This window comes from Staphylococcus massiliensis CCUG 55927 (assembly GCF_000298075.1).
Classification (GTDB): domain Bacteria; phylum Bacillota; class Bacilli; order Staphylococcales; family Staphylococcaceae; genus Staphylococcus; species Staphylococcus massiliensis.
Window position 1 is genome coordinate 22,973 of sequence record NZ_JH815597.1, and the last position, 13,950, is coordinate 36,922.

12 protein-coding genes and 1 pseudogene are annotated in these 13,950 nt (G+C 37.6%); 10 read left to right on the top strand and 3 right to left on the bottom strand.

The window, feature by feature from the left end; all coding sequences use genetic code 11:
- Positions 1–41: 41 nt before the first annotated feature.
- The gene (gene deoD, locus A33S_RS0111115) at positions 42–752 is read right to left on the bottom strand and encodes a purine-nucleoside phosphorylase (protein ID WP_009383959.1); all 711 of its coding nucleotides are present in this window, start codon (positions 750–752) and stop codon (positions 42–44) included.
- Between the two features lie 145 nt (positions 753–897).
- Between deoD and deoC the strand changes: the two genes are divergently transcribed.
- From deoC to A33S_RS0111145, 6 genes and pseudogenes are all read left to right on the top strand, one after another.
- Positions 898–1,560 carry a deoxyribose-phosphate aldolase gene (gene deoC / locus A33S_RS0111120; protein WP_017176873.1) on the top strand — a complete coding sequence of 221 codons (663 nt, stop codon included), beginning with the start codon at positions 898–900 and terminating at the stop codon, positions 1,558–1,560.
- Between the two features lie 39 nt (positions 1,561–1,599).
- Positions 1,600–2,902 (top strand): annotated as a pseudogene (locus tag A33S_RS11930) (pyrimidine-nucleoside phosphorylase).
- 12 nt (positions 2,903–2,914) lie between these two features.
- Positions 2,915–4,102: a phosphopentomutase gene (deoB, locus tag A33S_RS0111130; RefSeq protein ID WP_009383956.1), complete on the top strand. Its 1,188-nt coding sequence runs from the start codon at positions 2,915–2,917 to the stop codon at positions 4,100–4,102.
- A gap of 303 nt (positions 4,103–4,405) precedes the next feature.
- Positions 4,406–5,593 (top strand): M20 family metallopeptidase, encoded by a 1,188-nt coding sequence (locus A33S_RS0111135; RefSeq protein ID WP_009383955.1) that lies wholly within the window; start codon positions 4,406–4,408, stop codon positions 5,591–5,593.
- Positions 5,590–6,765 carry an L-aspartate--L-methionine ligase LdmS gene (gene ldmS, locus A33S_RS0111140; protein ID WP_009383954.1) on the top strand — a complete coding sequence of 392 codons (1,176 nt, stop codon included), beginning with the start codon at positions 5,590–5,592 and terminating at the stop codon, positions 6,763–6,765. The genes A33S_RS0111135 and ldmS overlap by 4 nt, the downstream gene beginning before the upstream one ends.
- A 156-nt stretch (positions 6,766–6,921) precedes the next feature.
- Complete coding sequence (locus A33S_RS0111145) at positions 6,922–7,584, top strand: DUF2750 domain-containing protein (protein ID WP_009383953.1); 663 nt, start codon at positions 6,922–6,924, stop codon at positions 7,582–7,584.
- 54 nt (positions 7,585–7,638) lie between these two features.
- Here the strand turns inward: A33S_RS0111145 and coaW are convergent, their stop codons facing one another.
- The gene (gene coaW, locus A33S_RS0111150) at positions 7,639–8,439 is read right to left on the bottom strand and encodes a type II pantothenate kinase (RefSeq protein ID WP_009383952.1); all 801 of its coding nucleotides are present in this window, start codon (positions 8,437–8,439) and stop codon (positions 7,639–7,641) included.
- A gap of 90 nt (positions 8,440–8,529) precedes the next feature.
- Here coaW and A33S_RS0111155 point away from each other — a divergent pair, with 90 nt between their 5' ends.
- The gene (locus A33S_RS0111155) at positions 8,530–8,898 is read left to right on the top strand and encodes a VOC family protein (RefSeq protein ID WP_009383951.1); all 369 of its coding nucleotides are present in this window, start codon (positions 8,530–8,532) and stop codon (positions 8,896–8,898) included.
- 49 nt (positions 8,899–8,947) lie between these two features.
- Here the strand turns inward: A33S_RS0111155 and A33S_RS0111160 are convergent, their stop codons facing one another.
- Positions 8,948–10,540, bottom strand: coding sequence for a BCCT family transporter (locus A33S_RS0111160; RefSeq protein ID WP_017176874.1), 1,593 nt, complete (start codon positions 10,538–10,540; stop codon positions 8,948–8,950).
- 121 nt (positions 10,541–10,661) lie between these two features.
- On the opposite strand from A33S_RS0111160, the gene A33S_RS0111165 reads away from it, so the two are divergent.
- The 3 genes from A33S_RS0111165 (at position 10,662) to A33S_RS0111175 (ending at position 13,932) form a co-directional block, all read left to right on the top strand.
- Complete coding sequence (locus tag A33S_RS0111165) at positions 10,662–11,522, top strand: GNAT family N-acetyltransferase (protein WP_009383949.1); 861 nt, start codon at positions 10,662–10,664, stop codon at positions 11,520–11,522.
- 93 nt (positions 11,523–11,615) lie between these two features.
- Positions 11,616–12,146: a DNA-directed RNA polymerase subunit delta gene (gene rpoE, locus A33S_RS0111170; protein WP_009383948.1), complete on the top strand. Its 531-nt coding sequence runs from the start codon at positions 11,616–11,618 to the stop codon at positions 12,144–12,146.
- A 178-nt stretch (positions 12,147–12,324) separates the two neighbouring features.
- Positions 12,325–13,932 carry a CTP synthase gene (locus A33S_RS0111175; protein ID WP_009383947.1) on the top strand — a complete coding sequence of 536 codons (1,608 nt, stop codon included), beginning with the start codon at positions 12,325–12,327 and terminating at the stop codon, positions 13,930–13,932.
- Positions 13,933–13,950 lie beyond the last annotated feature (18 nt).

Sequence of the window (13,950 nt, forward strand, 5' to 3'; positions counted from 1 at the left end):
GAGGCTCCCACTAAAGGGAGCCCTCCACTTAATGAATCAATTTATTCAGCGATTTCTAAAGCGATTTCCATCATTTGAGTAAATGAATTTTGTCTTTCTTCTGGTGTAGTCGCTTCGTCACGTAGAATATGGTCACTTACAGTGAAGATACCTAATGCTTTTTTCTTAGCTTTAATTGCGTTTAAGTATAAACCTGCTGATTCCATTTCTACACCAAGTACACCCATTTCAATCCATTTGTCGTTAAATGTTTCGTCTGCATTGTAGAACGTGTCAGATGATAATACGTTACCTACGTGGCTTGTAGCACCAAGTTCATCTGCTTTTTCTTTAGCCTTAACCATTAAATCAAAGTCAGCTAATGGCGCGAAGTGACCTGGAATGTTGTATTGGTCAACGTAGTTTGAGTTCGTAGATGCACCTTGCGCAATAATAACATCGTATACGTTAACGTCTTCTTGTAAAGCGCCACATGAACCGACGCGGATGATCGTATCAACGTCGAAGAAATTATAAAGTTCATATGAGTAAATACCGATGCTTGGGATACCCATGCCTGAACCCATTACAGAAATTTCTTTTCCTTTATACGTACCAGTGTAACCAAACATGTTACGTACTTCGTTAAATTGTTCTACATTTTCTAAATAGTTATCAGCGATATATTTTGCACGAAGTGGATCGCCAGGCATTAAAACTGTTTTAGCAATTTTAGTTTCTTTTGGTTGAATATGCGGTGTTCCTTTTGACATAAAATCGTCTCCTTTTACTATCGTTATCCCTTTTAAGATAACATTAGTTTATTATTATTGCGAATTTTTGTAATATATAAGTGAGTGTAAATATAATTCACAGTCAACATAAACTGTGGAAGATATAAATTTAGGAGGATTTTACATGAATTATGCAAAATATATAGATCACACATTATTAAAGCCGGAGTCAACACGAGCTCAAATCGACCAAATTATTGAAGAAGCTAAGCAATATGGCTTTAAATCAGTTTGTTTAAATCCTACACATGTTAAATACGCGAGTGAACAATTACAAGATAGTAATGTACTAGTTTGTACTGTAATTGGTTTCCCTTTAGGCGCGACTACTTCTAAAGTAAAAGCTTTTGAAACAGAGAACGCGATTCAAAATGGTGCTGATGAAATTGATATGGTTATCAATATCGGTGCTTTAAAAGACGGTCGCTATGACGAAGTTTTAGAAGACATTAAAGCAGTTGTTGAAGCAGCTAATGGTAAAACAACGAAAGTCATTATCGAAACAGTATTATTATCTGATGACGAAAAAGTTAAAGCATGCGAATTAAGTAAAGAAGCAGGTGCGACGTTTGTTAAGACATCAACAGGCTTTGCTGGAGGCGGTGCTACTAAAGAAGACGTTAAGCTAATGCATGACACAGTAGGCGATACGTTAAAAGTTAAAGCATCTGGTGGCGTACGTAACTTAGAAGACTTCAAAACGATGATTGATCACGGTGCTTCACGTATCGGCGCAAGTGCTGGCATTCAAATTATGGAAGGCTTAACTTCTGATTCTGACTATTAATTCTGCATGCTGATATAAAGTGAAATGAGGCGAATAACTATGAGAATGGTAGACATCATTGAAAAGAAACGTGACGGTAAAGTATTAACGAAAGAAGAAATCGACTTCTTTATCGAAGGGTATACAAATGGCGATATTCCAGATTACCAAGCTTCTAGTTTTGCGATGGCAACATTCTTCCAAGACATGAACGAAGAAGAACGTGCGAATTTAACGATGGCTATGGTAAGTTCAGGCGACGTTATTGATTTATCAGAAATTGAAGGCATCAAGGTTGATAAACATTCAACTGGCGGTGTCGGAGATACAACGACGTTAGTACTCGCGCCATTAGTTGCCGCGCTTGATATCCCGGTAGCAAAAATGAGTGGACGTGGCTTAGGACATACAGGCGGTACAATCGATAAACTCGAATCTGTAGAAGGTTTCCACGTTGAGATTTCAGAGTCAGAGTTTGTAGAACTTGTAAATAAAGACAAGATTGCTGTTATTGGTCAAACGGGTAACCTAACGCCAGCCGATAAAAAAATTATATGCATTACGTGACGTAACGGGTACTGTTAACTCAATTCCGTTAATCGCATCTTCAATTATGAGTAAGAAAATTGCAGCGGGTGCTGATGCCATCGTACTAGATGTTAAAACAGGTAATGGTGCATTTATGAAATCGTTAGAAGATGCAGAAGAACTTGCACATGCTATGGTTCAAATCGGGAACAATGTCGGTCGTCAAACAATGGCGATTATCTCAGATATGAGCCAGCCATTAGGACGTGCAATCGGTAATAGTCTTGAACTTAAAGAAGCGATTGACACGTTAAAAGGCGAAGGCCCTGAAGATTTAACCGAACTCGTACTTACATTAGGTGCTCAAATGGTCTTTTTAGCAAAGAAAGCTAAATCATTAGAAGAAGCTCGAGAGAAATTAATGGAAGTCATGCAGAATGGTAAAGCTTTAGAGAAATTTAGAACGTTCTTATCAAATCAAGGTGGTAATGGTGACGTTGTTGACCATCCTCATCTGCTACCAGAAGCAAAGCATAAAGTAGAGTTACCTTCACGTTCTGAAGGGATCATTACAGAAATGATTGCGAACGAAATCGGCGTTGCTTCGATGATGTTGGGTGCCGGCCGTAAGACGAAGGATGATGAAATCGATTTAAGCGTTGGACTTGTGTTAAACAAGAAAGTGGGCGACACTGTGAAAGAAGGCGAATCTCTATTAACGATTCACTGTAATCAAACAGATATAGAAGCAGTTAAAACGAAGCTTTATGACAATATTAAGATTGAACAAGAAGGTACGAAACCAGACCTTATTCATAAAGTGATTACGAAATAGGAGTGAATGTATATGACTACACCATTTAAAAGAGTTCATCTTATTGTAATGGATTCAGTCGGTATTGGTGAAGGCCCCGATGCAAAGGCCTTTAACGACCAAGGTTCGCATACACTTGGCCATACGTTAGAAGGCTATGAAGGCACTTTACCAAATTTAGAAGCACTTGGTCTCGGAAATATTGCGCCGTTACCAGTTGTGAATGAAACGAAAGCACCTCAAGCATTCTATACAAAGTTAAGTGAAGCTTCTGTAGGAAAAGACACGATGACTGGACATTGGGAAATTATGGGCTTAAATATTATGCAACCATTCAAAGTCTATCCAGATGGCTTCCCTCAAGAATTAGTTGATGAAATCGAGCGTATGACAGGTCGTAAAGTCGTTGCAAATAGACCCGCTTCAGGTACTCAAATCATTGATGAGTGGGGCGAACATCAAATGAAGACGGGTGACTTAATCGTCTACACGTCTGCAGACCCAGTGTTACAAATCGCTGCGCATGAAGATGTAATTCCACTTGAAGAGCTTTATGACATTTGTGAAAAGGTACGTGAGCTTACGAAGGATCCTAAGTATTTAATCGGTCGTATCATCGCTAGACCATATGTCGGTGAGCCAGGAAACTTCACACGTACGTCAAACCGTCATGACTATGCTTTAAAACCGTTTGGTAAGACAGTCATGAATACGTTAAAAGATGCAGACTATGATGTCATTGCGATTGGTAAAATTAATGACATATATGACGGTGAAGGTGTTACAAAAGCAATCAGAACTAAAAACAATATGGATGGCATGGACCAATTAATCGACGTTGTAAAATCTGACTTTAATGGTATGAGTTTCTTAAACTTAGTAGACTTTGATGCCTTATATGGTCACCGTCGTGACAAACCAGGCTATCAACAAGCACTAAAAGACTTTGATAATCGTTTACCAGAGTTATATGAAGCTTTAGATGAAGACGACTTAGTTATTATCACAGCTGACCACGGTAATGACCCTACTGCAGATGGTACAGACCATACGCGTGAATACGTTCCATTACTGATGTACAGTAAGAAGATTGATCAATATCATGAGTTATCGTCGGACTCAACATTTAGTTCAATAGGTGCTACAATTGCTGATAACTTCGGAGTTGACTTACCGGAGTATGGTAGAAGTTACCTTAAAGAAATGGATATTAAAAAGTAAACAATAACTTATAGAGTTGGGGGCGCCTCGCGCTCCAACTCTTTTTCATAAAATAAAGCAAAACCGCAATGTACCGACGCTCTAATCTCATCCTCCCCGTAACGCCCTACACTCGTTTAAAAATTTATTTTAATTTTCAGAAGAAATTTACTAAATAATAATGACATTTGTCCTTAATTCCGATAAAATGAATAATAATTTATTGGATGGGTAAACGTAACGTGAATATTCCGAATATTGCGTATAATCGTTAACATCATATTTACTATTCGAAACAATGAATGGAATCAAAGGGGCGTATTCATGACACATATAAAACAACGACTTAAAGATTACATCGATAACCATCGTTTGAAACTTATTGAAACGAGTCAACATATACACCGACGACCAGAACTTGGTAACGAAGAAATTTTTGCTTCACGTGTATTGCGTGAATTACTTGATTCAGAAGGCTTTGACATTGAGAAAGATATTGCAGGTCACTCTACAGGCTTTATTGCGACGTATGATTCTAATAAGGAAGGTCCTACCATTGGTTTTTTAGCAGAATATGATGCATTACCAGGATTAGGACATGCTTGTGGTCATAATATCATTGGAACAGCAAGTGTAGGTGCGGGTATGGCACTGAAGCAAGTTGTAGATGAAGTAGGAGGCGTTGTGAAAGTGCTCGGTTGTCCGGCTGAAGAAGGCGGGGAGAATGGTAGTGCGAAAGCGTCTTATGTTAAAGCAGGTTATATCGACAAGCTGGATGTAGCCTTAATGGTACATCCAGGGCACGACACATATACGACGATTCCAACCTTAGCCGTTGACGTATTAGATATTAAATTTTTTGGTAAGAGTGCCCACGCTTCTGAAAATGCCTACGAAGCTAAGAACGCGCTAGACGCGATGTTAAGTTATTTCAACGGTGTCGCGCAGTTGCGCCAGCACATTCAAAGGGATGAACGTGTTCATGGCGTCATATTAGATGGCGGTAAGGCGGCGAATATTATTCCTGATTATACGCATGCGCGTTTCTACACAAGAGCGCTCACGCGAAAGAAATTAGACATACTCACACACCGCGTACGTGAAATAGCGAGAGGTGCAGCTATTCAAACAGGTTGTGATTATGAATTCGAACCGATTCAAAATGGCGTCAATGAATTCGTGATTACACCTAAATTAGATGAATTGTTTGTTAAGTATGCGAAAGAAATGGATGAGGATGTGCGAGAAGGTGACTTTGGGTTTGGTTCTACAGATACAGGTAACGTGAGTCACATCGTACCGACCATCCACCCACATCTAAAAATCGGTCCAAGTCATTTAGTCGGTCACACACATCGTTTCCGTGAGACAGCAGCTAGCCGTATGGGAGATGAAGCGGTAATTAAAGGGGCTAAAATTCTATCTTGTATGGGTCTAGCATTCATTCAAGATCACGACCTGCGTCAAGCAATCATTAAGCAACACAAAATGATTAAGGAGTCCAAGAAATGAAAAAGGCAGCCAAACTAACACTAGGTCAACTCTATACACCTTCTACGGTATATAGCTCAAGAACTTCATACACATCTAATCCTTGGTTAGAGCCTGATGAACATCAATCAAACTTTCTAACTGGTCGCGAACTCTTGATTGCGGACATGCCAGTAATCGTACATGATGCTAGCGTTACAGATAAGCTTGAAACATTATTTAGTCTCGTCGATCAAAAAGTGCCTGATAATCTTTACCGCTTCAACAGTAAAGAGACGTATGAATCCTTAATTCAAAGACTAGCGCGTCAGGAAGATAAGAAGATTTATTTCCAATACGTTCATGGAGATGATGTACTAAGCCCGATGCATTATGCGTTAGACAAAGATATTTTCATCGCACTTAATAATAAATCACGTATTGAGGAATGGACAGACGGCAACTTTATGCCTGAGCGTGAAATTGTAGAAATTGCGGACGTTGATGCCCGCGTGAAGGAATGGGACTTTCCATTCGTATTGAAACCAGGCGATGACCTACCGACAGCTGGTGGTTATGGCGTTATGATTTGCTATAACGATGAGGACTTAGACAAGGCTATCAAGCGTATCCACGCCGCAGAAGATGAAACGGATACGATAATCATCGAACAGATGATTGAAGCTAAAGAGAACTACTGTGTTCAGTTTGCTTATTCCGAATCTTTAGGCGTTACGTATATAGGCTCAGCGAAACAACTTACCAATGCGTATGGCTTTTACAATGGAAACGTGAACGCGATAAATGTGCCTGAGAAAGTGGTTGAGGCGGGCCGAAAGATTATGGAGATCGGTGTCGAGAAAGGTTTCTACGGCGTAGCAGGATTCGATTTACTCGAAGATCATAACGGTGATGTCTTCGCGATTGATTTAAACTTCCGCCAGAACGGATCAACGAGCATGTTATTGCTAGAGCCTTATCTAACTAAGGGTTATCACAAATTTTATAGCTACATCGCGAAGGGCGATAATACGAAATTCTTTAAAGCGATTCAAACGTTTATTAAGAAGGGTGTACTGTATCCGCTATCCTATTACGACGGGGATTGGTACCAAGATCGCCACGTAAATTCACGATTCGCCTGTATTTGGCATGCAGAAACTGAAGAGGCAGTGGATGCGCATGAGGCCGCTTTTTTAAAAGCCATAGAATAAAGCGTAGGCAATCTTTTTGAAAATTGATTTGATTGACGCTTTACATTACATGTTTTAATATTTTAATTAAATGGTGTACTTGATATAAGGATGCGTATTAAATGAAATTCAAGGGTAATTAAAATATTGATATGTTAGAAAGAGTGGGTGAATGTTTTGAATTTACGCGAAGAGAAATTTTTCAAAGATATCGTGGAACATGAAACATTTTATGTTGCTATTAAAGATAAAAAGTTCGTTAAACATCAATATAATGGTGAAGAAGTATTTGTGATTTGGACTGAAGAAGCACTTGTTCATAAATATTTAGACCATTATAATATCGAGGCTGATAAAGTCGTGCCTAAAGATATTGATGCGTTTACAACTTATGAACGTCGTAATATTTTCGATGAAGAAGACGAAATCTTAGTAAACGTAACGAATACGCTTGAAGGTCACTTTATTAACGTTGTAGAAGCAACAGATGAGATTGTAACAGTGTTAAATGATATTCGACTACGCGAATTCACACAAGACGTTGCGAATACGGACCGCGTGATTGGTTTAACGAATAAAGAAACGCGCAACTTTATCACGGTTACAGAAAGTGATTATAATGTAGATTTTATTCCAGTATGGAGTTTAAGTAAGAGAGCCGAAGCTGTTAAAGACGCTGACTTTGAAGAATGTGACTTAATCGATGTTGAAGGCGAAGTCTTTAGTGAATGGTTAGACGGTTTACGTGACGACGATAAATATGTCGCGATTGATTTAAAGCCTGGTGTCGTAGGAACAATCGTTTCAGCACAACGTTTAGCTAACGAACTTACATTTTAAAAAAATTAAAACGCTTAAGTCTTACACATAACATGTAATGACTTAAGCGTTTTTTTATGATAGATAGATTGAACCGAGTGCACCTGAGTAGGCACCATTTTCAACATAGTGTGGATTGAAACCACGTAAGCGTGTATAGTTTTCAATAACTTCGCGTAACAGTGGGTTGTTATAAAAAGACGAACCGATGTAAACCACATCTTCAGTTTTAAATTCTCGGGCATTATGAATAGACACAGTTGTAATACTTTCACCGACAACGCCAACCATAGATGCAAGCTTATCCGCATCACTAAAGTCACAGTCTAAATTGTGTAACACGTGACCAAAGTTTGCCGCAGTTAATTCACCTGAAATCGGTGGTTTACTGTTCTTATAAATATGTTTAACCTTTAAATCAATACATTCACGATCACCTTGTTGTGCAAGGTCTGTTAACTTCTGGTAGTCTTTAATATGAGTAAGTAAATAACCAAGACCTTGAATCATACCGCCACCAGTACCGATACCTCCGACACGCTTTTGCTCATGCGTATTGGCTAAATGGATCGAAGTTCCAGTACCTACATTCGTAAATATGTATGTATCAAGTTTGATATCCTGCTCTTTTAAAAGGATTTCTAATCCTTTATGCGCCGCATCAAATTCTACAAAAGATACAGTCTCACAATTAAGACGTTTAGCTAATTCTTTAGAGTTACCACCTGTTAAATGAATACAATCACAGTCTTGTTGATTTAGCCAAACTGCAATATCATCAAGTTCCGTAGTTAAACGGGATTGATACGAACGTTCTCCTTCTTTTTCTATCACAATTTTTGTTAGTGTACCGCCAGCATCTATGCCGATTTTCATTTTTTATTTCACCTCTAAAAAAATTTCCGTTACTCTTATAGTATATGAATAAGCCACAAAAACAACCATAAATTTTAAGGAGATGGACAAATGGTTTCTCTAAGCCCGTACATTATCGTTGATAACGTTTCAGATGCAATAGAATTATATCAAGAGGCTTTTGGTGGGGAAGTTAAAATTTTAAATAAGAAAAAGGATGACATTTTACACGCGGAATTACACGTCAATCAATGCGTGATTTTGCACATTTCTTCTGACTATGGTCAAGAGACGACAAATGATAATTCGAATATTATTTTAACGTTTGATGAAGTTGAAGCAGAGCGAAAGGCTTATGACACGCTAGCTGAAGAAGGGAATCCACACATGCCGATTGAACGTACGTTCTTCAACGCGATGCATGGGCAAGTTAAAGATAAATACAAAGTTAATTGGTTAATGAACAGCTTTATACAATAGAACGCATAATAAAAGGATGAGACTTTTCAAGGTCTCATCCTTATTAAAGTTAATCTTTAGCTTCATCTTCACGTTCTTCTAATGTAAGTGAGAAATCTTTGTCATCATCAATGTGCTTCATCTTGAAGTGTTTGATATCTTCACGTTTTAAAGCTCGCATTAATGAAATAATCATAAGTAGTAATATAATCGAAAATGGTAGGCCCGTTACGACAGCTGCAGTTTGTAAACTTGTTAAACCACCCGCTATCGTCATTGCTACAGAAATAGCTCCTATTAAAATACCCCAAATTAATTTATGTTTACGTTTAGGATTCTTAACGCCGCCAGTTGCCATACCTGAAACGATATGTGTTGTAGAGTCAGCGCTTGTAACAAGGAATGTGAAAATTAAGACAATTGCGAGTGCGCTTGTGACTTCGTATAAAGGAAATTTAGATAGTAGTTCGAATAAAGCAACACTATAATCTTTATCAACGATTGTAGCCATTCCTTTGCCGTGTTCTAACACGTATTTTAAAGCAGTACCACCAAAGCCAGCTATCCAAGTAAATGAGATTATTGGTGGAATAATGAGTACACCAATGACGAATTCGCGAATCGTACGTCCTTTTGAGACACGTGCCACAAATCCGCCAATAAAAGGTGACCATGAAATAACCCAGGCCCAATAGAAAATAGTCCATTGTTGCGTCCAACCATCATTCCCTTTGTACGGATTGATGCGTAAGCTATATTCGACGAAATGTCTTAAGTAATCGCCTATAGCTAATGTGAAAGATTTAACAACAAATAGAATATCTCCAAATATAAGTACAAATACTAATAATATTGCACCTACAAATATATTTAAATTACTTAACCATTTAACACCGCGGTCTAAACCAGTTAATGCTGATCCTAAGAAGATCAATGTCATCACTACAGTAATGATTATTTTAGTTGGATTCGCATTTGGTAAATCGTATACATGGTTTAAGCCACCACCAATTTGCATAATACCTAAACCAATAGAAGTTGCGATACCCATTACGGTAGCGATAACAGCTAATATATCGATAATATTACGCCATGGTCTGCCATACGTTTCACCGAGGACAGGTTCCATAGCAGTTGAGATGAGACCGTCACGGTCTTTTCTAAATTGAAAATAGGCAACGATTAGCCCGCTTATTGCAAAGATAGACCATTGTGAGATACCCCAGTGGAAGAATGTGTATCCCATTGCGACACGTGCAGATTCTTGTGTCGCATCTTTAGCAATATCGGGAGAAGGTGAGTGTAAGAAGTGTGTCAATGGTTCGGCAACACCCCAGAATACGATCCCCACGCCAAGACCGGCTGAGAATAGCATACCTATCCATGATAGGAAGGAAAATTCAGGTTCTGAGTTATCCTTACCAAGTTTAAATCTTCCATAACGTGACATCGCTAATCCTATGAGAAAGATGTCGAGTACAAATACGATGATTAGAAATAACCACCCAAACCCCTGTGAGAGTGAATCGTAAACAAATTGTGCGTATTTTCCGAAAATTTTAGGGAAAATAGCAGCAATCAATGTCAAAATCAATAGTATCGTCAGTGAAACCCCATAGACGATATTTCTGTGTCTTCTTTTAGTTTGATGTTCAGTTTCCATAAAATCCCCTTTCATTTCCTTTACAATTAATTACCTTACATAATTTATATTGTACATTCAAGTTTCAATTTTTAAGAATACGTGTATAATTTAAGTAAAATATACTTAGAGGATGTAATTAATGAATTATCAAAAACAATTTGAAAATATTACGATTCGAACATTTAGTGAAGATTATAGAGAAGCATTAGAGGCTTTTGAACTAAGTGAACGTCAACGCGTTTATTCATCGCTTCCTAAAGAAGTGCTAGATGAAGCGTTAAATGACGAAAATCGTATTGCTAACATCGCGATTAACGAACAAGGTGAAGTGATTGGCTTTTTTGTGTTACATCAGTTTTATCAGCACGAGGGTTATGAAACACCGCATGAAGTCATATACATTCGTTCATTATCGATTAACGAAGCATACCAAGGTAAGGGTTATGGCACTAAAATTATGATGAACTTACCGAACTATGTTAAAGATGTTTATCCTGAATTTAATCATTTATATTTAGTCGTAGACGCTGAGAATGAAGGGGCATGGAATTTATATGAGCGCTCAGGTTTCATGCATGCAGCGACGAAAGAATCAGGCCCTATAGGTAAGGAACGTCTGTATTACTTAGACTTAGATACTAAATACGTATCTTCGTTACGCATACAAGTTAACCAATCGACAAGCCGTGATCATTTAACGATTATTGACTTAATGCTCGATCAAGAGAAAGTAGGCTTTATCGCACTCGAAACGAATCGTGATCGCATTATTATTCGTGCGATTGAAGTTGAAAGTGATAGACGTGACTCAGGTATTGCTGAGAATGCTTTACGTCAACTTGCTACGTTCGTACGTAAGACATTTGATAAAACTTCGGTAATCGAATGTACCTTATTTGGTATTCGTAATCAGTTCAGGCCTCTTCTTGAAAAAAGTAACTTCGTTACCGTTGATGCAAACGATGATTTCACGATGTTTGAGAAATATATTAATTATTAGTTGATTGATAAATCCGTTCTTGTCATTTATAATTTATTTTTGTTAAGATATGAAAAGATATTGGATAATGCCTTTGAAAGGAAGAATGCGTAAATGAAATTAAAGGATTACACAAAAGAGATGGTAAATGAAAAATCATTTATCGATATGGCGTATACGTTATTAAATGAAAAAGGTTCAACGATGAATTTATATGACATGATTGACGAATTTAAAAAAATCGGTGGCTATAATGATAGCGAAATTGAAAATCGTGTTGTTCAATTCTATACAGACTTAAATACAGATGGTCGTTTCTTAAGTGTTGGCGATAATATTTGGGGACTTAGAGATTGGTATTCAGTTGATGACATTGAAGAGAAGATTGCGCCAACAATCCAAAAGTTTGATATCTTAGATGAAGACGATGAAGAAGATAAAAATTTAACGTTGCTAGGTGAAGATGATAAAGAAGAGGGCGAATCATCTCAAAGTAATAACAATGAATCAAACGAAATTGAAGATCCTGAAGACGAACCTGTTGAAGAAGAAATTGATGAATCAGATCTTGTTGTTGATGAAGAAGATGACGAAGATATCGAAGAAGAAGACGACGAAACAGAAACTGAAGACGAAGAAGAGTAAGTCATAGAAATTTAATTGACTTTTTCTTCTAACGTGATAAAATTTTATTTGGGCTCCTTTTAATAGGACGATGTGTATAAACTAATATACGCTCCCCTTACAAACATGTGAGAGGGAGCGATTTTTTTATTTTAAGAATGAATAGATAGATGGCTCGATTTCATGAGGAGGAGAACAAATGACAAAATTTATTTTTGTTACCGGTGGCGTTGTTTCTTCATTAGGAAAAGGTATTACAGCTGCGTCATTAGGTAGACTTTTAAAAGATAGAGGATTAAATGTAACGATTCAAAAGTTTGATCCATACTTAAACGTTGACCCAGGTACTATGAGTCCTTATCAACACGGTGAGGTATTCGTTACAGATGATGGCGCTGAAACTGACCTTGACTTAGGACATTATGAGCGTTTCATCGATATTAATTTAAATAAATATTCAAACGTGACAGCTGGTAAAGTATACTCACAAGTTCTTAAAAAAGAACGTCGTGGTGATTACTTAGGTGGTACAGTTCAAGTTATTCCACACATTACTAACGAAATTAAATCACGTTTACTTTTAGCTGGTGAAAGTACAAATGCCGACGTGGTGATTACTGAAATCGGTGGTACGACTGGTGATATTGAGTCATTACCATTTATTGAAGCAATTCGCCAAATTAGAAGTGATTTAGGTCGCGACAATGTAATGTATGTTCATTGTACGTTATTACCTTACATTAAAGCAGCAGGCGAAATGAAAACGAAGCCAACACAACATAGTGTTAAAGAACTTCGTGGCTTAGGTATTCAACCAGACTTAATCGTAGTGCGTACTGAATACGAAATGGGTCAAGAATTAAAAGATAAAATTGCTTTATTCTGTGACATTGATAAAGAAAGTGTTATTGAGTGTCGTGACGCGGAATCGTTATACGAAATTCCATTACAATTAAGTAAACAAGATATGGATGATATCGTAATTGAACGTTTAGATCTTGACGTTAAATATGACACACAACTTGACGCTTGGAATCAATTATTAAATACGGTTAATAACCTTAATGGTAGTGTGAAAATTGCTTTAGTAGGTAAATATGTAAGTCTTCAAGATGCGTACCTTTCAGTTGCTGAATCTCTTAAGCACGCTGGTTATCCATTCCATAAAGATATTGAAATTAAATGGATTGACTCTAGCGAAGTGAATGATTCTAATGCTAAAGAATACTTAGAAGATGTAGATGGTATCTTAGTACCTGGTGGCTTCGGATTCCGTGCGAGTGAAGGTAAAATTTCTGCGATTCGTTATGCGCGTGAAAACAATGTACCATTCTTTGGTATTTGCTTAGGTATGCAACTTGCAACTGTTGAATTTGCGCGAAACGTCGTAGGTTTAGAGGGTGCACATTCAGCAGAGTTAAATCCGAGTACGCCTTATCCAATCATTGACTTATTACCTGAACAAAAAGACATCGAAGATTTAGGTGGCACATTACGACTAGGTTTATATCCATGTAAAATTAAAGCAGGCACTAAAGCTAGTGAAATTTATACAGATTCATTAATTGAAGAACGTCACCGTCATCGTTATGAATTTAACAACGACTTCAGAGAGCGTTTAGAGGAAAATGGTATGATCTTCTCAGGTACAAGTCCGGATGGACGTTTAGTTGAAATGATTGAGCTTAAAGAAAATGATTTCTTCGTAGCTTGTCAGTTCCACCCAGAGTTCTTATCACGTCCAAACCGTCCTCAACCAATCTTTAAAGCATTTATTGAAGCGGCAATTAATCACCGCGAAAACTAAAATTTAGCCCAAGTTACA

What these genes read in the sequence shown, in the direction of transcription:
- A33S_RS0111135 (WP_009383955.1), top strand. Translation starts at nt 4,406, where the DNA reads ATGACACATATAAAACAACGACTTAAAGATTACATCGATAACCATCGT.
- deoB (WP_009383956.1), top strand. Translation starts at nt 2,915, where the DNA reads ATGACTACACCATTTAAAAGAGTTCATCTTATTGTAATGGATTCAGTC.
- A33S_RS0111160 (WP_017176874.1), bottom strand. Translation starts at nt 10,540, where the DNA reads ATGGAAACTGAACATCAAACTAAAAGAAGACACAGAAATATCGTCTAT.
- coaW (WP_009383952.1), bottom strand. Translation starts at nt 8,439, where the DNA reads ATGAAAATCGGCATAGATGCTGGCGGTACACTAACAAAAATTGTGATA.
- deoC (WP_017176873.1), top strand. Translation starts at nt 898, where the DNA reads ATGAATTATGCAAAATATATAGATCACACATTATTAAAGCCGGAGTCA.
- deoD (WP_009383959.1), bottom strand. Translation starts at nt 752, where the DNA reads ATGTCAAAAGGAACACCGCATATTCAACCAAAAGAAACTAAAATTGCT.
- ldmS (WP_009383954.1), top strand. Translation starts at nt 5,590, where the DNA reads ATGAAAAAGGCAGCCAAACTAACACTAGGTCAACTCTATACACCTTCT.
- rpoE (WP_009383948.1), top strand. Translation starts at nt 11,616, where the DNA reads ATGAAATTAAAGGATTACACAAAAGAGATGGTAAATGAAAAATCATTT.
- A33S_RS0111155 (WP_009383951.1), top strand. Translation starts at nt 8,530, where the DNA reads ATGGTTTCTCTAAGCCCGTACATTATCGTTGATAACGTTTCAGATGCA.
- A33S_RS0111165 (WP_009383949.1), top strand. Translation starts at nt 10,662, where the DNA reads ATGAATTATCAAAAACAATTTGAAAATATTACGATTCGAACATTTAGT.
- A33S_RS0111175 (WP_009383947.1), top strand. Translation starts at nt 12,325, where the DNA reads ATGACAAAATTTATTTTTGTTACCGGTGGCGTTGTTTCTTCATTAGGA.